Origin of the sequence: Pseudoalteromonas sp. APC 3694, assembly GCF_030407565.1 — a bacterium.
GTDB lineage: Bacteria > Pseudomonadota > Gammaproteobacteria > Enterobacterales > Alteromonadaceae > Pseudoalteromonas > Pseudoalteromonas tetraodonis.
Genome location: NZ_JASDDE010000069.1, coordinates 1 through 20,472 on the forward strand (window position 1 = coordinate 1; position 20,472 = coordinate 20,472).

A 20,472-nucleotide genomic window follows, 5' to 3' on the forward strand; every position below is an offset into this window, starting at 1 on the left:
TGCTTGATTCGCTTTGTGATTACTATTTTGATTAGACATTATTTTCTCCTCATTGGTTGTCTGTCTAAATCATATGAAATTATGAAAAAAGAAAAACTGATAGTTTTATGATAATTAGTGATAACCAATGATACTTTTTAAATCATCAAACAATGCTTGTTTACTGACTTCTTGTTATCTCCTCAATTTTCTCATATCCTGTACCTGTTCATTTTTAGAGAAAGTAATGGCAGACGAATTATCAACAATTCAATTGGTGCAACATATCTAAAGTTGGGGGAAAAGCAGGTAGAATAAAAAAGAGTCCTCCACCAATAAAATCTGCAGAATAAGGATGTTATTTACTCCCAAATTAACAACAGTTTTTGCTGAGATATAACATCGGCAGTAGAGATGAACAGGTATTACGCCTGATAAAATCAACGAAGAGTTTTTGAAGGCTGATACATGAAGATAACTCAAACTGAACTGGAAAATCATCTAATTAAAGCTGCGGATATAATGCGAGGCACGATAGATGCTTCCGAGATAAAAGAGTATATCTTCGGCATGCTGTTTTTAAAGCGCTGTTCCGATACATTTGAAGAACGTCGCGAAGAAGTTATCAATACTCAACTTGAAAAAGGTAAAAGCAAAGAAGAAGCTAAAAACATTGCCGAAAATAAAATGTGGTACAAAAATACTTTTTATGTACCTCCCACCTCCCGTTGGGAGTATTTAGTCAAACAAGCCCATAAAAATGTTGGTAACTTCTTAAATGAAGCGCTTAGCAGGCTAGAGCAAGGTAATAGCTCACTACAAGACATATTGGAGCACATCGACTTTAATCGTAAAGTAGGTAAAAGAATATTAACAGATAATCAACTTCGCGAATTTTTCACTCACTTTAACCAAATTAATCTAGCTGATAATAGCCTAGAAAACTCAGACGTTTTAGGTGAGGCTTTTGAATCATTACTTGGCTATTTTGCAGAAAATGCTAGAAGTAAATCCGGAGAATTTCATACCCCAAGAGCGATAGTTCAGTTAATGGTTGAACTTGCAAATCCACAAAATGGCAGCACTGTTTATGACCCATGTTGTGGTTCTGCCGGTATGCTCATCGGGGCAGAAAAGTATATAGGTAATAGTATTGGGGTTAATTCAAATGTAGAGCTTTATGGGCAAGAAATAAAAGGTACGACGTGGTCAATTGCTAAAATGAACCTCCTATTTTCTGGGGCTCAGCTAAGTAACATTACAAACGAAGATACATTAGAAAACCCAAGACATATCAATAGCGATGGAACACTTACCCAATTCGACAGAGTGATTTCAAACCCTCCTTTTTCCAGCAACTTTGGTACTAGAGATCAAAATTTAAACCTCGATTTTAAATTCCCCGAAAGGTTTAAATATGGTGCAGTAAATACGGGAACTAGAAAAGCGGATTTAATGTTTTTACAGCACATGCTAGCGACCTGTAAAGATCATGGGAAAGTAGTCTCGATTATTCCTTTTGGCGCTCTTTTTCGTAATGGTGATGAAAAACAAATTCGAGCGGGAATTATAGAAAACGACTTAATAGAAGCCGTCATTGCTCTGCCTCAGGGGCTGTTTTATGGCACAGGTATACCTACTGCCATTTTAGTTCTTAACAAAAATAAACCTGATGCTAACAAACAAAAAGTTTTATTTGTCGATGCTTCACATGACTATAGTGAAGTTCGATACGCAAATCGTTTACGCCCAGAAGATATCCAAAAAATTACTAATGCGTACTTTTCCTACGTCACAGATGGAAGTTATTCAAAATTAGTTTACATAGAAGAAATTCGTGAAAATGATTACAACCTTAACGTAAAGGGCTATGTTGATAATTCACCTGTTTTAAGACGAATAAATGAACTCAATGCACACCATCAAGCTTTTAAAAAGTACTCTTTTTCCTCTAACCATGAAAACTGTGCAGTAAAATCAATTAACTCTCCTTCCAATAGCCCTCGTTCAAATACCATAGTGTTAAGTAAGATAGCTAAAGGCACAAAACAGTGCATTGAACACGATGAAATAGGCACCAGAAACAAATTAAATTTTTTTGAAATTCAGTTTGATGAAAATATAGTTTCAAGCGAGTACGTAAAATTATTTTTTGAATCAGAACTAGGTAAGCTCACGCTATCTCACCTTCCTCGTGGTACAACCATGCCAATGCTAAATAAAAAGGACCTTGAGAGTTTAACAATATTTATTCCAGCTGAGAATGAACAAAATAGAATAATAAACTTGGCCAGAAAGTTAGATGTTGCAAGAGAGCAACTTGCCAAATTTAAAAATAATTTACTTGAAAAACCTGCTCTTTATAAAGAAGTTGAAAGCCAAACAGACAGTCTTATTTATGAACTTTCAACTTTAGATGAAGTAAACAGAATTAAGCAACTCATTAAAATAAATGAAACTCAGAGGATCGAATTCAAACAATCCTTTTTCGTAAATGTTGATGATTTAGGTCTTTCTTATGAAAAAAATGATAAAGAATACAAAAAGAGATGCAAAGAAGAGCAGTATAAAATAGCGAAAAATATTGCAACTTTTTTAAACACTGATGGTGGCACTTTATTGATTGGTGTAAATGATGACAGCAGAATCAGTGGTGTTGAAAAGGAAATGCAGCACATCGGTGAAATAAAAGCCGAAGCTTACATAAAGCGTTTATCTCAAATCGTTGCAAACTTTTTAGGTGAAAGAAATAACAAATGGTTGGAGTATTCATCTGTTGAAATAGAAAAAAAAATAATCATTGTTGTCGACTGTAAAAAAGCGCCAAAGCCGGTGCTATTACCAAGTAAAGACAAAAATGGAGTATTTCATAGCGAACCAACTGAGTTTATGAGAAGAACAGGAACCTCATCAGTCACGTTAACCGGTTATGAACTTTTAGAATATATCAATTCACATTTTAATAAGTAAAAATATACCATAAACCTTATCCTAGTTAGAAAGACATTTGTTCAACGCCGCTGACATATTGCGTGGTAATAAGGATGCATCAGAACTTAAATAAGTCATTTTTGAAACACTCTACCAATATCTTTCAAGAGTCAAGAGCGTCATGAAGAAGTCATCAGAGCGTTACTTGAAAAAGAAAAACCATGCAAAAACTGAATCACTATGTGCAGCGACAATAATGTTTGCCTGTAGAGCACCTAAATAAAGTCCAACTGGAGCTTTTCATTAACCCTAGCTACTTTCCAACCGTTAGCCTTTAATTTTTCAAAATCCTCGCTTGTCCAATCTATGTTGCTTGTGGCATTTTTTTTATGGGATTCAGGAATAGCCAAACAAATAAGGTGAGTGGGTCGAGTTAATCCAACATATAGCGTATTTAGCCAATTTTTTTTAGGGCCAGTCGCTTCATTAGCTCGCTGCTCCCCAAGAAGATAAGGCTTCAATTGACCAAGTATCGGTCCCCGATTTGTACTTTCAAGCAACAGCGTTGCTGTATGTGTCTGTCCTTTGACTGAATGGATAGTACCAAGCCTAAGATCAATAGTGTCCTCACTATCATTGAATTTATGCCTATATAAATTATTTCTTTCACTTGCACCTTCTTCGAGGTGACCATCAGGAAGATCGACTCCATGCCAATCAATAAACTTGACTTTAGATGAGTCAATATCAGATCTATCAGTAAGGCTGCTAATCACCTCGAGGACAATTGCAGTTAAAGCTTTCCAGTTATATTCATCCACTTTATTTTGGTTAGTCAAAGACTTTAGAACAACTTGGGTGTAAGCTGCTGACAAAGGGTCTCCAACTTCACGCTTAATGGCACTATGTTTATTTGCCAGTGACTTTATTTTTGAAAAACTTGTGCCTTTAGTATCATCGAGACTGTCACTAGTGATTAAAAAACAAGCTCTCAATACTCCTTCGGCAAACTTTTCCATACCAACAAATAGGCTCTTGGTATCCCTAATAAGATATCTGCCATGATTTAGGTAATCAATTAAATAGCGATGCTGCTGGTGCTCTTTTGTCATCTTATCAGCAATATATGGCATGTAATAATCCCTAATAGTTCGTGCAAACTCTTCTGTTGAAGGAGCTCCATCTCTCTCTTTATGTATATGGGAACAAACCTTCACATTTGCAGACTCAAGCTCAAAAGAGGTTAGCTCCTTTGATAGGAGCTCTGCAAAAGCTGGAATAACTAAGTTTCTAGTCTCTTCACTAAAAACCAATACACAATGATTACAACCTCCATTTGAATCGGCTCTTACTCCCTGCATTGCAATGTCTAAAGGGCTTGTCTCAAAGATCGCAGCAATTGATGAAATACTTTGATCAAATCGATGACTAACAGGTAAGGTCAATCTAGCAATACTTGATGATGGATATGGGTCTAAACCATCTGATGGCATGGGAGGTTCAAAAGTATAAATTGTTTGATTTGCATCACCAAACCTTTGCCTTGTTACAGCGTTTAGTTCTGGTATATCTGATAAAAATAGCTTATGAAGCATTTCAGTCTGGGAGGAGGAAGTATCTTGTGCTTCATCAATAAACAGAAGAGGAAATCTCGCCCGAATTATTTTATATACATCTTCAGATGTATTCATTAATGCTTTGGAGAAAACAAAAATATCACTAAAACAAAATATCCCCTTATTCACTACCTCCTCAACGCATTTTCTGAGTAACAGCTCTAGATCTGCGGAGAGCTCAAAGGGTTTATCTCCCCCTTGAGTCACGCGAACTGTATTATAAGACTCGTCAACTATCTTCCAATAAATAGGGATGCCCAATCGTCTTTCTGATACATCTTTCTTCTCGTGATCAGCTAACCATTGCTGAGCTTCAACATGTTTTTTCGCAGTCGCTTTCGAACTCTTAATATCATCTAAACGTTTCTTAACTTGCTCAGTAACAAAATGATCTGTTAAGCGGAGGTAATAATCTTTTTGTAGCAATTTACGCCTTTGAGAGCGACAAAGCTCATCATCAATACTTACTAATGGGATACCTTTTGAGTTTAAATATGGTTTAGCTAAAAAATCACTAAAAAAGCTGTGAATAGTCCCTATGAAATGAGGGTGACGAAGAAGCCTTTGTCCTTCAAATGTGCTCCCTAGCCGCTCCTGAATTTCTTCTCTTGCTGCATTTGTCATAGACAGAACACAGATCCCCTGTGACTTAGACGTCCAATAACGTGATAGTAGCGCTAATTTCGCTACAAGCACCGTCGTTTTACCACTACCAGGGCATGCCTCAACATCTAACTCGTCAAGGTTTTGCAAAACAGTTATTTGATGCTCATCAAAACCTTTTTTTAACCCTAAAACTAGTTCTACCCATTTAATATCTTCCGCAGAAAAAGGGGGTTCATCTTTGTTCTGATTACAGCTTAGCAATGATCGAACACTATTCATCACTATTCCCCTCAAGCGGTAAAGGTCTCACGGCAGTAGTGACATGATTGATTGCTTCTACCAATGCAGCCGGAAGCACTCCCTTCCAGTAAGCTATACGATCATATTCCAAGCCATGACTACGCATTAGCTTATCATCTATATCTTCTAGTAATATCCCAAGGTGCTGACCAGCAGCAGCTTTTGAAGCCTTTTTCTTCATAATCAATGAGGCGTTTTCATCACCTATGTAGTCAGATATACTAACTGGACTCAAGAAAAGCTCATACACTTTACCCGCTAAAACACCGATATCCTTATACTGCTCAGTTAAGAATTCATAATAACTTTTAGCAGCTGTCACAACCTTCGCTTGTTTAGATTTATCATACACAGTCGAGTGTTCGGCTTTAGCCAAACAAGCTGCTACTGTCATTTCTTTTGCTAAACCATGAAACGCCAAAGAGTACTCCAATGTCCAAGGACCAGAGTAAAAACCTTTAACAAAATTCCCTTTATAATCACGTTCAGCCGCTTCAATTTTCGCAGCATCGAATTTATTTCCCTCCAAATTAGAAATCACATTCTTTGGGAAAGCTGCATCTAGCTCTTTAAAATCAGGAGTTCCACCACCTTTGACAGTTTCATACGCACTTTCCCATAGCAAATCGAGTTGTGACTTATCTTTGACACTATCAAGTCTCAGTTCACGAGCAGCCGGAAAAGGGATTAAATCCCAGTCATGTAAACACGAAACATTAATCCCTGGGTTAGGGTAATCCTTTGTACCAGAGAATATATTTGCATACCGGCTAAGTCCTGTATGCCCAACATTGACAATAGAAACCCCATTTTCTGTGAAATCTTTACCAATAAGTTTAGCTATAGAAGGGACTAACAAATTCTCTGCGTCTCCCTCAACAATCATTACCCCTCGGCAGAAAAATAAGTTCGATTTTGTAGCATCAATAAAGCGCTCTAAAAAAATGCAATCATCTTCTGGTAACAGGCCTGCTGCGTTAAAAGGTAGCACCCTACCTTTGTTAACCATCGTCATGCATTTAATTGGTAGTTTTGAAGCTAATGTTGGGCTATGAGTTGATAGAACAACTTGTAAATGAACAGCATGCTCTTCTTTGTGTTTTTGCACTTTACTTTGGAGATACTGGATTAACTTTAGTTGTCGTTGAGGATGCAAATGTGCTTCTGGCTCCTCAATAATCAGCAAAGCAGGCTCATCTTTAGAGTCTGCAAGAAGAAGCATTTCACACGCAATATACAATAAATTATTTGAACCTAATCCACGTCTACCACCGATATTATCCAAAGAAATACCTATTTTCTCCAACATCTGCCTTTTAAGCGCTTCTTCATCTGAATCAGGTCCTATACCTAATTTAGCACTGAGGTTATCTCCTGACATCTGTAGTGGCTTCAAAAATTTTGTATTAAGGGCTTCTGTAGTTTCACCTATTGCAGGTTGCCTTTCTAAGAGTTGATTTACTAGGCGAGCAATACCAACAACACCTATTTTATCAATAACTTCACCAAATTTATCTTCAGATACTGAAGATAAATTAATTTCATTTTCACCTAGACCTATTGTAGGTTGCTTCCTCAATATTTTTGAAATTCGTGAGTTTCGCCCAGCATCCATTTCCTTTTCCGCATCTCGAAGCGGTCTAAGGTAAGTAGCCCGAAGATTATCTCTCGCATCAGCATCAAGTTCCTTTAATCCGTGAGCTGAAGTTGGAAGACCTGCAAAAATTGTAGTTCTTACTTTTCCGTTGCGTAGAGCTGCATTTAGCGTAATTTTTAAAACAACTGGGTTATGCTCAATTTCAGGCTGGTAAGTTAAATAGTCAGCAAAATACGCTTGCTCTGCGAGAGATAAATCTATAAAAAGAGCTTCTATAGAGAATTCTTTGGCCTGAATACCTTCAGGGGAATAATGAAAGTCTTCAGCTATAGGTCTAAGACTTTCTTGATCTCTAGTACCAAAAATCATTCTCAATGCATCAATGATTGCCGTTTTCCCAGCATCGTTTTCACCTACAAGCGTATTCAGCCCTACTTGCAATGGAAGCTTTAACTTTTCATCTCCTGTCCCGAAGCACCTAAAATTCTCTACAACAAGTTCATTTATATACATAATCACCATCCATAGCTATTGAAAATAATTTCTACAATATCACTTAACTTATTAACTGTCTTACATAACTAGGTACCGAATTTCATAGTTACTTTATATAGGTCCAAGGTGAAAAGTTTTTCAACAGGCTGTTTTCAACTTCATATTTAGTCCACCCAACTCTTCTTAGATACCCTAACTCGAATAGTTTTTTTAGCCAAAAACCAACCATTTTTCTACGAGATTCATAAGCTTCATAATCTACTGAGAAACCCAATAGAGACTCCAGCCAAGGATCACTCGCGATATCGTTTGCATCAATTATGTAACCTTTATTGCCATGAATTTTATAAGCCCACACAACGGTCCGCCATACATCCCAAGACGAATTCCAGCAATAGACGTACTTTGAAAGTTGCTCAGGTTGCCTTAAGCCTAGTTTTTTACACAGAATTTGCATTTTTACAGTTTCGTTCGCATTTTTAAAATCTTGAACAAAAGCAGAGCGTTTTTGTGTTCGATTAACTATTTCTTGTTCTTTTTTAATTAATTCAGCATTAGCTATTTTCTCAAGCTTTTCTCGCCAAGCATCTATGTTTTTCCACCTAAGATTAAACTGCAAGTCATCAATGTTCATCTGTTCGTCGTAGCTAATAAGTAAAGTCGGACTTGAATGAGTCATTACTTGGCGAAGATTATTTACTACAAAAAGTACGACATCTATATTTACTTTTTTCTCAACAACAGCCGTCCCTTTATAACCATATTTAAGCGGTAACCAATCGTCATTAAAATGCGTAACCTTAGGTTCTCTGGATACGATAAATCGCTCAGAATTAGAAAGCTCCTTATTTACGGTAAGAGAGGGCCACTTGAAGTTGGGGATATTAAGATTAGTGCTTAGTGATTTTGCTATAGTGTACAAATTAGCAAGATAGCGCCGATTGATTTCAATAATTTCATTATCGACTTGTAGTTTTAATTTTTTTTCTAGTTGACTTTTCTTTCTACAATGAAGCCATCTTCGATTAGCTGTTTTTAATACAAACACTTTTAATTCGTTACGATCTACGTTCCAAGGCAATACGCTTAAATCAATTTCAATGGCGTCGATATCAACAGCGCTATACTTACGCTCCCCGACTTCATCTTTTGCGTTAGTAACAAAAATCTCTACAGCTAAACTTTCGCCTTTAGTTGATTGACTTACAACATCAGCAATTAGATCATTATTCAGTTTAACTTCTTGTTGAGCTTTTACCATCTGAAAGTTCGACACTTGTACAAGCGCTTTCTCAACTACTTCTCCAGCCATGTCTGTAGAAGAATAAGTAGCATGAATTTCAGGTAAAATAAGATGTAGGTTTTCAGACGCTGAATCTTCTAAGACTTGTTTTGCCGCAAGATGCAACGCAGATTCACCACTACACCCTGTGTGAGCTTTATGTGAAAAATAATGTGCTTTTTTGGATCCTTGATTTGCAATAAGTGGACTAGAGCAATTTACTGATGGGCATATACAGTCACAGGCTTTTCCTTTATTAACCTCGGAAATATGACGCATAACACCATCAGCGCCAAGTCCCCAAGCTATTTTAATTTCAGACACATTGAGTCCTTTCAAAGTTATAATTCACTGAACTTTTACTAGCATAAGAAATGAGCTTATTTAAACTGGTAAGTAAAACCCTCTCTGCGGTTAAAATATGAAATTTCTCAGTGTAAGGCAAACTTTAATATTTAAAAATACTTAGCTATATGTATATATCTGGACTTCCCATAGTTTGTAATTAGCAAATCGTGACAGTTAAAGATGACGATCATAATATCGGTAAAGTTTTGTGGGGCATCTGTGTTGAAGATAAATCTTTTAGGTTCAGCAAAGGTGATTATATATGCACCTCAAAATTAGTTGAAATAAATCCGAAGGCAAACCTAATAAAAACAGCAAGCGGCAGTACCTACAAAGTTATTGGCGAAGGAAGAAAGGCGAGCATAGATTATTGTGACTTTGAGCTACTTCGAAACGGTTTTAACCCTGAGCAAATTAATGCGTTGAAAACCGCAACACTCCAGCATTAACATAAAACTGTACGTTGCGGCAGCTATTCTATTGATAATAAAACTTCTTTACTTACTGCAAGCTAAAGTTGTATCTGTTTAATAAAAGCTAGTGCTTATTTAATTCTGAAAGTGCCTGTTTACATTCTGAGCTACTATTTACGCGTATTGCCCAGCGGCAAATCCACAGCTCCACGCGTATTGGAAATTATAACCTCCTAGCCAACCCGTTACATCGGTCACTTCACCAATAAAGTATAAGCCTTTGGCTTTTTTAGCCTCAAATGTCTTTGAACTCAACTCGTCGGTATCAACACCGCCTAAAGTCACTTCTGCCGTTCTGTAACCCTCAGTACCATTTGGCTTAATTTGCCACGCATGAATATAATCAGCAAGCGCGTCTATTTGGCCATGCGTTAGTTGATTAATATTACAATCGGGAATGGCGTTACTGTCGTGGAGTATTTCTACAAAGCGTTTAGGTAGGATAGTCGCGAGGCTATTTTTCAACGACTTTTGCGCTTGTGTTTCTCGCCAATCAGCTAGCTGTTGCTTTAAATCTAGTTCAGGCAGTAAATTGATCGTTACCGCCTGACCTGCTCGCCAAAACGAGCTTATTTGCAATATAGCAGGCCCAGATAAGCCGCGATGAGTAAATAAAATATTCTCTTTAAATACGGTGCCATCTTCGCTTGCAACTTCACAAGGAATACTAATACCCGAAAGCCCTTCAAAACGGTCTTTATCGTGCTGATGTAAGGTAAAGGGAACTAGAGCAGCCATAGTCGGCAATATCTTTAAGCCAAATTGCTCTGCAATTTTATAGCCGATTGGCGTAGCACCCAGTTTAGGCATGGTTAAACCGCCAGATGCGACAACTAACGACTCACAGGTCAGTGTTTCTTGCTCAGTTGTGACACTGTAACCTGTTGCTGTTTTAGCTACATTTAACACTTCGCTGCGTAGTTTAATTGTAACACCCGCCCACTCACACTCTGTTAGTAAAATATCAACAATGTCTTGTGCGCTATTGTCACAGAATAATTGTCCCAATGTTTTATGGTGATACGCCAAACCATGTCGGTCTACAAGCTCTACAAAGTCATGCTGGGTATAACGACTTAAGCACGACTTTACAAAATGGGGATTAGTGCATAAATAGTTATTAGGGCTCGCATTTTCGTTAGTAAAGTTACAACGCCCGCCGCCACTAATTAAAATTTTACGTCCTGGCTTTTTACCCATATCAAGCACTGTAACACTTCGGCCGCGATATCCTGCTTGTGCTGCACACATTAAACCTGCAGCTCCGGCACCGATCACTATCACATCAAGGTGAGTCATTTGGTCATCTCTTAAAAACTTTGGTGAATTATAACAAAGTTTCGGTAACAACAAGATAGCTGTTATATTGTTTTTAATTTATCAATAAAGATTAAATAATGATAAAAAGCATCATATAAACCTAATACATTAGGATCATCAACATAATAAAAACAAATACAAAACGACTGAAAGCTTACTGGATCCACGGTTATAACTAAATGAAATAGGTACATACGTATTTAATATTTCAAAATAGTTAACAGATCATTTACCTTTGTACCCGCTTTGTGGATTTTCACAAATAATAATAAAACTAAGGGTAATTATGACTTCTAATAATTCATTCAAAAAATGCGCTGTTGCGCTAACAATAAGTACACTCTTTGCTGCCAGCTCAAGCATGGCAAACCCAGCGCAAGCAATCGCATCTTCAATGGCAGAAACCTCAGCTAAGTTACAAAATCAAGGTGGTTTTGAGACTCAATTCATCATTAAATATAAGAATAACAACGATATGATGAGTACCTCAACCGCTGATGTATCACCAGCAATGATGAATAAAAAAGCGCAAAGCTTTGTAAAAAACTTCACCTCAAAAAAAGGCAAAGTTAAAGCCAAGTATGTTCGCGCAATGGCACTCAATAACCATCACGTAATGCGTGCCGATAAAAAACTAAACGCTGAAGAGGCCCAGCAGTTCATGCAGGAAATGGTTAATTCGGGTAATGTTGAATATATTGAAGTCGATCAAATGCTAAAACCATTTGCGACACCAAATGACCCGCGTTATGGCGATCAATGGCATTACTATGAGCAAGCCGGTGGACTTAACCTACCAACAGCTTGGGATACGGCAACAGGCAGTGGTGTGGTTGTCGCTGTGCTTGATACGGGCTACCGCCCTCACGCTGATTTAAACGCTAATATTTTACCAGGCTACGATATGATCTCTAATCTATCAGTCGCCAATGATGGCAATGGCCGTGACAACGATGCTCGCGATCCAGGGGATGCGGTTGCAGCTGGTGAATGTGGTAATAACGGTGCACAAGGCTCTAGTTGGCATGGTACTCACGTTGCAGGCACTGTCGCTGCAGTAACGAATAACGGTGAAGGCGTTGCTGGTGTTGCTTATGACGCCAAAGTAGTACCAGTGCGTGTGTTGGGTAAATGTGGCGGTTTAACCTCAGATATTGCTGACGGTATCATTTGGGCCTCAGGTGGTAATGTATCGGGTACATCAGCAAATGCTAATCCAGCCGATGTAATTAACATGAGTTTAGGTGGTGCGGGTGCATGTAGTTCAACCACGCAAAATGCCATTAATACCGCTCGTAACAACGGCACAGTTGTTGTTATTGCTGCAGGTAACGATAACGATAATTCTGCAAACTACAACCCAGGTAACTGTAATGGTGTTGTTAATGTTGCATCGGTTGGCCGTAATGGTGGTCGCGCTTATTACTCAAATTACGGAAGTAATATTGATGTGGCAGCACCGGGTGGCGCGCAAAGCTTTGCAAATGATTCTGAGGGTGTTTTATCTACTTACAACTCAGGTTCAACAACACCATCAAGCGACAGCTATGGTTTTTCGCAAGGTACATCAATGGCTGCACCTCATGTTGCGGGTGTTGCTGCATTGATCAAACAAGCTAAACCAAATGCGACTCCTGATGAAATTGAAAACATCTTAAAAACAACCACTCGCTCATTCTCTGCAACATGTACTAGCTGTGGCACAGGTATTGTGGATGCTGCAGCCGCTGTTGCCGCAGCATCAGGTGGCACACCACCGCCAATATCAGGTGATAATGAGCTTGTTGATGGACAAGTGAAAACGGGATTAAGTGGTGCAGCAAGTGCACAAGACTTTTACACTATGACAGTCCCAAGCGGTGCCACTAATATTACTTTCACTACGAGCGGTGGTACAGGTGATGCTGACTTGTATGTACGTGCTGGTAGCAAACCAACTACCTCTACATACGACTGTCGCCCTTATAAAGGCGGTAACAGTGAAGAGTGCTCTATTGATAACCCAACCCCAGGTACTTATCATATAATGTTAAATGGTTATTCTGCCTACACTGGTGTTAGCTTAGTCGGTAACATTACAGGTGGTTCAACCGGTGGTGGTTCAGGTACACCTCAATCAGGTGGTGGCACAGTGTCTGATGTTACTGCAAATGCAGGTCAGTGGAAACATTACACGCTAGATGTGCCAGCTGGCATGGCTAACTTTACAGTAACAACGTCTGGCGGCACCGGTGATGCAGATTTATTTGTAAAGTTTGGCAGTCAACCAACTAGCTCAAGCTATGATTGTCGTCCTTATAAAAATGGTAACGCTGAAACATGTACATTTAGTAACCCTCAAGCGGGAACATGGCATCTAAGCGTAAATGCGTATCAAACCTTTTCTGGTTTAACGCTAAGCGGTCAATACCAGCCGTAAACTACTTTCTCCTTAGATAAAAAAAGCCGATACATATGTATCGGCTTTTATTCAATACTTAAAACAGCTTAGTTATAGCTTGGCTAAAACGGCTTCAGCACTACTTATTACAAATTCTTTTTCTTGTTCTACAAGTAATTCGCTAACAACACCATTATCTACAACCATAGCGTAGCGCTTAGAACGCAAACCACCAAAGCCAGCAGTATCTTTTTCAAGCCCTAAGGCACGAGTAAAACTGGCATCGCCGTCTGCAAGCATATCTATATGTTCTGCATTTTGTGACTCGCCCCATGCTTTCATAACAAATGCATCATTTACCGATACACAATAAATAGCGTTAATACCCTTAGCCTTGAATTTATCAGCTAGCGCGATATAACCAGGCAAATGAGCATTGGAACAAGTAGGCGTAAAAGCACCCGGCACTGCAAATAATACAACTTTTTTATCTGCGAATAATTCATTATTAGTGAGCGTTTGCATACCTTCATCACTAAGCTGAGATAAACTTACTGCAGGTATTGTTTGACCTTGCTCTATCATATTAATTCCTTAGGGTAATTACATAGTCTTTTAGCATACAGATTAATATTTAATTCGTCTTCGATTAATCGCTGTTGTTATCTAAACCTAGACCTTCTTTAATAGGTGTCATTTGCAACTCTAACTGCGAGCCTATATCAGCAACTAATTCACTCGACTCACTTACTTGGCTCTTCATATCATGCATCGATAGAGTAAAGCCTTGGAGCAACTCATTTTGTTGTATAGCCAGCTCCATTGCATCAATCGCAACTTTATTAGCCTGCTGCGCATTGCCTGCAACTCCTTCAGAGTTTGCTTGAAGCTCTTGAGCATTTGCGGTTTGTAATTGTGCATCCTCAGTTAGTGCATTGATTTGTTTATAAACCACTTGAGAGTTTTCACTTAGTAGCGCCAACTGATCATTGATCTCTTTTAACGAGCCTTGGGTTTGCATTGCTAATTGCCTTACTTCATCAGCAACTACGGCAAAACCTCGACCTTGCTCACCGGCTCTTGCTGATTCTATCGCAGCATTGAGCGCGAGTAAGTTTGTTTGCTCAGCTATGGTGCGAATAACCGTTATTATATTACTCACTCTTTGTACGCCGCTCAGTAACTCTTGCACACTGTGCATACCTTGTTCAATACGTTGCTGTGTATCAGAACTCGCATTAAGCATATTTTTAGCAAAACCAACACTTTGCTGCATTGCCTCATAAGTACTTTGAGCATTTTCAGCAGCTTGAGCGTTAATATGATTAACCTGCTCACCTATATGTTGAATATTTACTAGTAAACTTTCATTTTTAACAACTTGTTCGTAGCTAGTCGCGCTTTTTGTACCTATTTTTTCTAAATGCTCACTCATTTGCTCCATAAAGTCACTAACGACACCAAGCATACTCGCTCTTTCTTGCGCCTCCAGACGCTGGCGCTCAATTAACAGGTTAAAATACTGCGCTATTTCACCAACCTCTGTTTTAGGATTATTCACTGTAATATTTTTTAACTCATTACTTTCGATTAAAAATGCAAACCCATCTCGTAGTTGCCGCAAAGGCTGTAAAACCTGTTTACGTTGCACCCAATAAACACCAAAAGCTAATATTACTAAACCACCTATTGCAATTCCAAACACCCAAAATACTTGTTGTTTAACGGTATCTTGCTGCGCTTTTAATGTTTGCTCTGCCTCAATCACTGTTTTTGATAACACGCTAATTTGTTCATGTAACTCATTCGTTCCAGAATTACGCTGCTTTGCTTGCGATAAAGTATTGCTTAAATCACGTAAATAGCGCTTAGGCCAACTCACCAACTCCGCTTTTATATCAGCAGCCAAATCCTCTGGCTCCTCATCTACAAATAAAGCAAACTCATCAACCTCAGTCATTACCCCTAAGTTCGGTAACTGCTCAATATTTATAGCTAGTAAATTTAGGGTTTTTATACTTTGTTGCAGGTTTTTCTCTACCTCAGGTTGGTAATCATTGATCAACTGATAAGTCGATAAAGATAAATTAAGCACTTCACTGTAATAATCACTCGCTAATTTATAATAATTAAGAGCGTTACTGGTTTGCATTGGTGCTTTTTGCGCATAATTAATGAGTGAAGAGGCTGAGCCGGCCATTTGTCTAAGCGCGTTATCTAAAAGCGCAGTTTCATTGCCAGATAGTTTTCCAAGTACTCTGTATTTACCATTAATATCTGTATTTAATGAAGTTAATTGTGCAGCTAAACGAATTTCTAATTCAGGAGGCAGCACTGTTAACTGTTGCGCTTTAAGCTGCTAAATCAAGGTCGATGATTGTTTTAGGTATTGGCTATTACCTTGTACTAAATAACTTTCCAAATGATCGGCAAGCTCGACCATTATGCTATTTTTTAATTGGCTATATGCACTATCTTGTTGCTGAAGTTTAAGTAATGTATGGCTTGCCCATAACAAGCGGCTAAAAGGATACTTGCTAACGTTAATAAAATGGCTAGTAAACGGGTAAAAAATGATACACGCATAAATATATCTCAAAACTGACATACACATAGAGTATTGAGTTTTTATGACATTTTTATGTAATAAAAGTAATAAGGATAAATACTCAGGGGGAACTAGACTTAAAGGTAGTTAAACAGGGTGTAAAATGACAATTTATCTAAGTAAAAAAAACCGCGTTTAAACGCGGTTTTTTTTATTAATTAAGCTTTTATTTAAAGGCCTGCGCGGTCTTTAATGATAGGGATTAAAGGTGATCCTGCATGATTTGCCTCAGCCCAAGCAATATCGGCACCATCTTCAAGTGACCTCTTTGATAAGTTTTTAACAATGTACTCGCCTGTATCAACTGCATTACTTGCAACAGCGTGACGCAATAAGTTGTTACCATTACAGAAAACTGCATCATAGATATTACGTACTTTCACACGTGAACTTTTTAGTTTGCTACGCAGACGATTTTTATCATCAGCGGCAATGTATTCACAGATTGAAACAGCTAACTGATCATTAGCGCTTGCAGGCGCAGTATAAGCAAACGAACCCGCTGCAATAGCAGCAATTACAACTAGCTTCGGTAATTTAATCATTGATTGGACACCCTGTATTAATACTTTTTTCGTACTCGACTGATTAATATTGTACCAACACGCTCAGATTTTGGCAATAATGTTAAGAAATTTTATTCAAAGTTACGAACTTATAACTATATTTATTTTTATCATCAGCTGCCATCAACATTTCATCTTCAATTTGCCAACTTGCAACATTTTGGTAATCAGGAAACTGTGTATCCCCTTCTACATCTAAGTCAATAAAGGTTAAATACAACCGATGTGCTTGCCCTAAGAACTGCTGGTAAATGTTTCCACCGCCAATAATCATCACCTCTGCAACATCATTAACAAGCTCAAGTGCAGCTTCTGGTGTGGTTACTGTTTCAATTCCTGATGCGTGATAGTCTTTATTACGAGTAATAATAATATTACGTCGCCCAGGCAGCGGCCTACCTATTGATTCAAATGTTTTGCGCCCCATAATAACGGGTTTACCAGAGGTTACTTTTTTAAAGTGCTGAAGGTCACCAGGTAAATGCCATGGCATTTTATTATCTAAACCAATGACACGGTTGTTTGCCATTGCTGCAATCATTGAAATTATCACACTAAATACCCAATACTTTATTATTAATCAAAGAAAAAGGAGCGTTAGCTCCTTTTAAATATATACAATTATCATTAACGCTCGTAGACAACTTCTACGTCGTAATCATCTTCATCCCAATCATCCCAGTCATCATCATCGCCTTTAGTGGCTTTTTGATGGTAGGTATCCCATTTAAATTCAACCTCTTCGTCTGCCACTTCAACAAACTTTTCTTTAGGCATGTTATCAAGTAGCGTCATGATGTCGTGAATTAATGGCTGAGTATTCAATTTATTAATTGCAGCAATACTATAAATATTTTCAGACTCACCTAACTCTTCTGCAATTTGCTCACATAAGGCCTTGGCTTCATCTTCTGGCAATAAGTCAATTTTATTAAATACTAACCAGCGAGGCTTTTCAGCAAGCTTAGGGCTGTACTGATGTAGCTCGTTAATGATTGCAAAAGCATTATCAACAGGATTTGAACCATCAACTGGCATAACATCAATAATGTGCAATAACACACGACAGCGTTCTAAATGCTTTAAGAAACGAATACCTAAGCCTGCACCATCTGATGCACCTTCAATCAAGCCAGGAATATCGGCAATGACAAATGATTTATTTGCTTCAGGACGAACAACACCTAAGTTAGGGATAAGCGTAGTAAATGGATAATCTGCTACTTTAGGTTTTGCAGCCGATACGCTGCGAATAAAGGTCGATTTACCGGCATTTGGTAAACCTAGTAAACCTACATCAGCGAGCAGCATTAGCTCTAACTTAAGGTTACGTACTTCACCCGGTGTTCCTAGTGTTTTTTGACGTGGGGCACGATTGGTACTTGATTTAAAACGCGCATTCCCCAAGCCATGGAAACCGCCTTTTGCAACCACAATTCGTTGACCATCTTGGGTTAAATCCCCTAATGATTCTTGTGTATCAACATCAATGATACGTGTGCCTACCGGTACTTTTACAATCAGATCTTCACCTTTTTTACCAGTACAATTACGGCTTTGACCGTTAGTACCGCGTTCTGCTCTATGAAAACGCTCGAATTGATAGTCAATAAGGGTATTTAAGTTTTCATCAGCTTGTAGATAAACACTACCACCGTCTCCACCGTCACCGCCATCAGGTCCACCATCTGGAACATATTTCTCACGACGAAAAGACACGATGCCGCTGCCACCGTCACCAGCTTCTGCGCGAATTTCTACTTCATCTACAAACTTCATGATTACTCACTTTAGGGATTGGCTTGTTAATAACTCTATTATATACCTAAGTGGCCTATAGAGCACACTGAGCATAAAAACACTTGGGTATATATTTAGAGCTGCTTAAAACAAAAAACCCCGCAAAGGCGGGGTTTTTTAACTACCTTACTGATTACTCAGCTACGATAGTTACGTATTTACGGTTTAAAGGACCTTTTTGTTCAAACTGAACTTTACCATCTGCTTTTGCGAAGATAGTGTGGTCTTTACCGATACCTACGTTTGCGCCAGCATGGAAACGAGTTCCACGTTGACGAACAATGATGCTACCCGCTAGAACTGATTCGCCACCAAAACGCTTAACACCTAGGCGTTTGCTTTCTGAATCGCGACCGTTACGAGTACTACCAGCTGCTTTTTTATGTGCCATTTCTAAGTACCTCTAATTAAGCGCTAATGCCAGTGATTTTAACTTCTGTGAACCATTGACGATGGCCCATTTGCTTACGAGAATGCTTACGGCGTCTAAATTTAACAACCTTAATCTTCTCACCGCGACCGTGTGAAACAACCTCAGCTGTTACTTTACCACCGTTTACGAACGGTACACCAATCTCGATCTTCTCACCATCAGCAACTAAAAGTACTGAATCAAATTCAACTGCTGCACCAGTTTCAACGTCTAATTTCTCAAGACGAATTGTTTGACCTTCAGTCACACGGTGCTGTTTACCACCACTTTGGAAAACCGCGTACATAATTAACTCCGTCTGTGCGCCCTCAAATCGACGCAACTAAAATATTCTTCAATAGGGCGCGAAGTTTACGCTAATGCGAAAAAACTAGCAAGCCTCTTTTTGTAATTAAATGAATAAAAAGTAGCTGCATTGAGAGCAATTCAATATTTCCCCTATTTTATATTAAAATCCCCCTTTGCCAAGCGCTTTTTAACGGTTAGAGAAAATAAATTAGCAATCGCAAAGCAAGCCTATGTAGTTCAATTAACCGTCAAGGATGATTCAAATTTAAACCAGGGTGTTTAATCAATTATTCACCAAGTTAATAGGTCATTTAACCTACTTAAGGGTGTTTTTTTAAGGAATCATCACAAAATATCGAGCTAATGCGTTTTTTGTTGTACAATCTGCGCCGTTCACACATTAAAATTGGCTCGGAGATCAATGGATATAAAAGCTATCCAGGCGTTAATCGAAAGCGATATGAATGACGTCAATCAACTAATACATGCGCAAATGCGCTCAGATGTGGCGTTAGTTAATCAACTTGGTTTGTATATTGTTAACAGCGGTGGCAAACGTGTTCGCCCCATGTTGGCTATTTTGGCGGCTAAAGCGCTAGGTTACCAAGGTAAAGATCACATTACGCTAGCAACAATTATTGAATTTATTCATACCGCAACGCTTTTACATGACGATGTAGTAGATGAATCTAACTTGCGCCGTGGCACACCCACAGCAAATGCTGAGTTTGGTAATGCTGCTAGCGTACTGGTGGGTGATTTTATTTACACCCGCTCGTTTCAGCTAATGGTGGGTCTTGGTAAAATGCAGATAATGCAAGTATTAGCCGATGCAACCAATATTATTGCTGAAGGCGAAGTGCTGCAATTAATGAACTGCAACGACCCTGATACTACTGAAGCCAGTTATATGCAGGTTATTTACTCTAAAACCGCCAAGCTATTTGAAGCAGCGACGGGTCTTGCGGCCATTATTACTGAGCAAGATGACAGTGTATTAAACGCACTTAATTTGTATGGTATGCATTTAGGCACTGCTTTTCAGTTAGTGGATGATGTTTTAGATTACAACGCTGATGCCGACCAACTTGGTAAAAACATTGGCGATGATTTAGCTGAAGGTAAGCCGACGTTACCTCTTATATATGCAATGCAACACGGTAGTGAGCATCAAACACAGTTAATAAGAGACGCTATTGAGCACTGTAATGGTATGGAGCACCTTGACGAGATACTGGCTGCGCTCAAACATACCAATGCCCTTGAGTTCACAATGGAAAAAGCCGAGCAAGAAGCAGAAAAAGCAATTGCCTGTTTAGATTGCTTAGCGGAGTCGAGTTACAAGCAAGCGTTAATTAGCTTAGCTAGAATAGCGGTTGACCGCGACCACTAAGTTAACCTGAACTCTGGATAATAAATCTATCTCAAGCAGCTATTTTCAGCGCTAACT

General features: G+C 38.6%; 15 protein-coding genes and 1 pseudogene. 5 read left to right on the plus strand and 11 right to left on the minus strand.

All coding sequences use genetic code 11. The features are described 5' to 3' along the window. Positions 1-447 precede the first annotated feature (447 nt). Positions 448-2,949 (plus strand): N-6 DNA methylase, encoded by a 2,502-nt coding sequence (locus tag QMA00_RS16650; RefSeq protein WP_076921922.1) that lies wholly within the window; start codon positions 448-450, stop codon positions 2,947-2,949. A 236-nt stretch (positions 2,950-3,185) separates the two neighbouring features. On the opposite strand, the gene QMA00_RS16655 is transcribed toward QMA00_RS16650, so the two are convergent. From QMA00_RS16655 to QMA00_RS16665, 3 genes are all read right to left on the minus strand, one after another. Continuing rightward, positions 3,186-5,411: a UvrD-helicase domain-containing protein gene (locus tag QMA00_RS16655; protein WP_076921921.1), complete on the minus strand. Its 2,226-nt coding sequence runs from the start codon at positions 5,409-5,411 to the stop codon at positions 3,186-3,188. After that, complete coding sequence (locus tag QMA00_RS16660) at positions 5,404-7,542, minus strand: AAA family ATPase (RefSeq protein ID WP_076921920.1); 2,139 nt, start codon at positions 7,540-7,542, stop codon at positions 5,404-5,406. The genes QMA00_RS16655 and QMA00_RS16660 overlap by 8 nt, the downstream gene beginning before the upstream one ends. 88 nt (positions 7,543-7,630) lie before the next feature. After that, on the minus strand, positions 7,631-9,130 hold the full coding sequence (locus QMA00_RS16665) for a competence protein CoiA family protein (protein WP_076921919.1): 1,500 nt from the start codon (positions 9,128-9,130) through the stop codon (positions 7,631-7,633). A 191-nt stretch (positions 9,131-9,321) separates the two neighbouring features. Here QMA00_RS16665 and QMA00_RS16670 point away from each other — a divergent pair, with 191 nt between their 5' ends. Next, complete coding sequence (locus QMA00_RS16670) at positions 9,322-9,603, plus strand: hypothetical protein (RefSeq protein ID WP_254843650.1); 282 nt, start codon at positions 9,322-9,324, stop codon at positions 9,601-9,603. A 138-nt stretch (positions 9,604-9,741) separates the two neighbouring features. Here the strand turns inward: QMA00_RS16670 and QMA00_RS16675 are convergent, their stop codons facing one another. Beyond that, positions 9,742-10,926, minus strand: a complete 1,185-nt coding sequence (locus QMA00_RS16675) for an NAD(P)/FAD-dependent oxidoreductase (RefSeq protein ID WP_076921918.1) — start codon at positions 10,924-10,926, stop codon at positions 9,742-9,744. A 307-nt stretch (positions 10,927-11,233) separates the two neighbouring features. On the opposite strand from QMA00_RS16675, the gene QMA00_RS16680 reads away from it, so the two are divergent. Then, complete coding sequence (locus QMA00_RS16680; RefSeq protein ID WP_076921917.1) at positions 11,234-13,366, plus strand: S8 family peptidase; 2,133 nt, start codon at positions 11,234-11,236, stop codon at positions 13,364-13,366. 72 nt (positions 13,367-13,438) lie between these two features. Here the strand turns inward: QMA00_RS16680 and QMA00_RS16685 are convergent, their stop codons facing one another. From QMA00_RS16685 to rplU, 7 genes and pseudogenes are all read right to left on the minus strand, one after another. Beyond that, positions 13,439-13,912, minus strand: coding sequence for a peroxiredoxin (locus tag QMA00_RS16685; protein WP_054201940.1), 474 nt, complete (start codon positions 13,910-13,912; stop codon positions 13,439-13,441). A gap of 64 nt (positions 13,913-13,976) precedes the next feature. After that, positions 13,977-15,913, minus strand: a pseudogene (locus QMA00_RS16690) (methyl-accepting chemotaxis protein). Between the two features lie 192 nt (positions 15,914-16,105). Then, the gene (locus QMA00_RS16695; protein WP_076921916.1) at positions 16,106-16,480 is read right to left on the minus strand and encodes a DUF3718 domain-containing protein; all 375 of its coding nucleotides are present in this window, start codon (positions 16,478-16,480) and stop codon (positions 16,106-16,108) included. 82 nt (positions 16,481-16,562) lie between these two features. Then, positions 16,563-17,054, minus strand: coding sequence for a type 3 dihydrofolate reductase (gene folA, locus QMA00_RS16700; RefSeq protein ID WP_175610038.1), 492 nt, complete (start codon positions 17,052-17,054; stop codon positions 16,563-16,565). A gap of 74 nt (positions 17,055-17,128) precedes the next feature. Next, a complete protein-coding gene (gene cgtA / locus QMA00_RS16705) occupies positions 17,129-18,280 on the minus strand; it encodes an Obg family GTPase CgtA (RefSeq protein ID WP_055012496.1) in 1,152 nt (383 codons plus the stop codon). Between the two features lie 154 nt (positions 18,281-18,434). Continuing rightward, positions 18,435-18,692, minus strand: a complete 258-nt coding sequence (gene rpmA, locus QMA00_RS16710) for a 50S ribosomal protein L27 (RefSeq protein WP_004587922.1) — start codon at positions 18,690-18,692, stop codon at positions 18,435-18,437. Between the two features lie 16 nt (positions 18,693-18,708). After that, complete coding sequence (rplU, locus tag QMA00_RS16715) at positions 18,709-19,020, minus strand: 50S ribosomal protein L21 (RefSeq protein WP_004587921.1); 312 nt, start codon at positions 19,018-19,020, stop codon at positions 18,709-18,711. 129 nt (positions 19,021-19,149) lie between these two features. Between rplU and QMA00_RS16720 the strand changes: the two genes are divergently transcribed. Both QMA00_RS16720 and ispB read left to right on the plus strand, forming a co-directional pair. Then, a complete protein-coding gene (locus tag QMA00_RS16720) occupies positions 19,150-19,305 on the plus strand; it encodes a hypothetical protein (RefSeq protein ID WP_008114960.1) in 156 nt (51 codons plus the stop codon). A 138-nt stretch (positions 19,306-19,443) separates the two neighbouring features. Then, positions 19,444-20,415 (plus strand): octaprenyl diphosphate synthase, encoded by a 972-nt coding sequence (gene ispB / locus QMA00_RS16725; protein ID WP_076921914.1) that lies wholly within the window; start codon positions 19,444-19,446, stop codon positions 20,413-20,415. Positions 20,416-20,472 lie beyond the last annotated feature (57 nt).

Coding starts and splice junctions, on each gene's coding strand:
- ispB (WP_076921914.1), top strand. CDS start 19,444: ATGGATATAAAAGCTATCCAGGCGTTAATCGAAAGCGATATGAATGAC.
- QMA00_RS16655 (WP_076921921.1), bottom strand. CDS start 5,411: ATGAATAGTGTTCGATCATTGCTAAGCTGTAATCAGAACAAAGATGAA.
- cgtA (WP_055012496.1), bottom strand. CDS start 18,280: ATGAAGTTTGTAGATGAAGTAGAAATTCGCGCAGAAGCTGGTGACGGT.
- QMA00_RS16650 (WP_076921922.1), top strand. CDS start 448: ATGAAGATAACTCAAACTGAACTGGAAAATCATCTAATTAAAGCTGCG.
- QMA00_RS16685 (WP_054201940.1), bottom strand. CDS start 13,912: ATGATAGAGCAAGGTCAAACAATACCTGCAGTAAGTTTATCTCAGCTT.
- QMA00_RS16695 (WP_076921916.1), bottom strand. CDS start 16,480: ATGATTAAATTACCGAAGCTAGTTGTAATTGCTGCTATTGCAGCGGGT.
- QMA00_RS16675 (WP_076921918.1), bottom strand. CDS start 10,926: ATGACTCACCTTGATGTGATAGTGATCGGTGCCGGAGCTGCAGGTTTA.
- rplU (WP_004587921.1), bottom strand. CDS start 19,020: ATGTACGCGGTTTTCCAAAGTGGTGGTAAACAGCACCGTGTGACTGAA.
- rpmA (WP_004587922.1), bottom strand. CDS start 18,692: ATGGCACATAAAAAAGCAGCTGGTAGTACTCGTAACGGTCGCGATTCA.
- QMA00_RS16680 (WP_076921917.1), top strand. CDS start 11,234: ATGACTTCTAATAATTCATTCAAAAAATGCGCTGTTGCGCTAACAATA.
- QMA00_RS16660 (WP_076921920.1), bottom strand. CDS start 7,542: ATGTATATAAATGAACTTGTTGTAGAGAATTTTAGGTGCTTCGGGACA.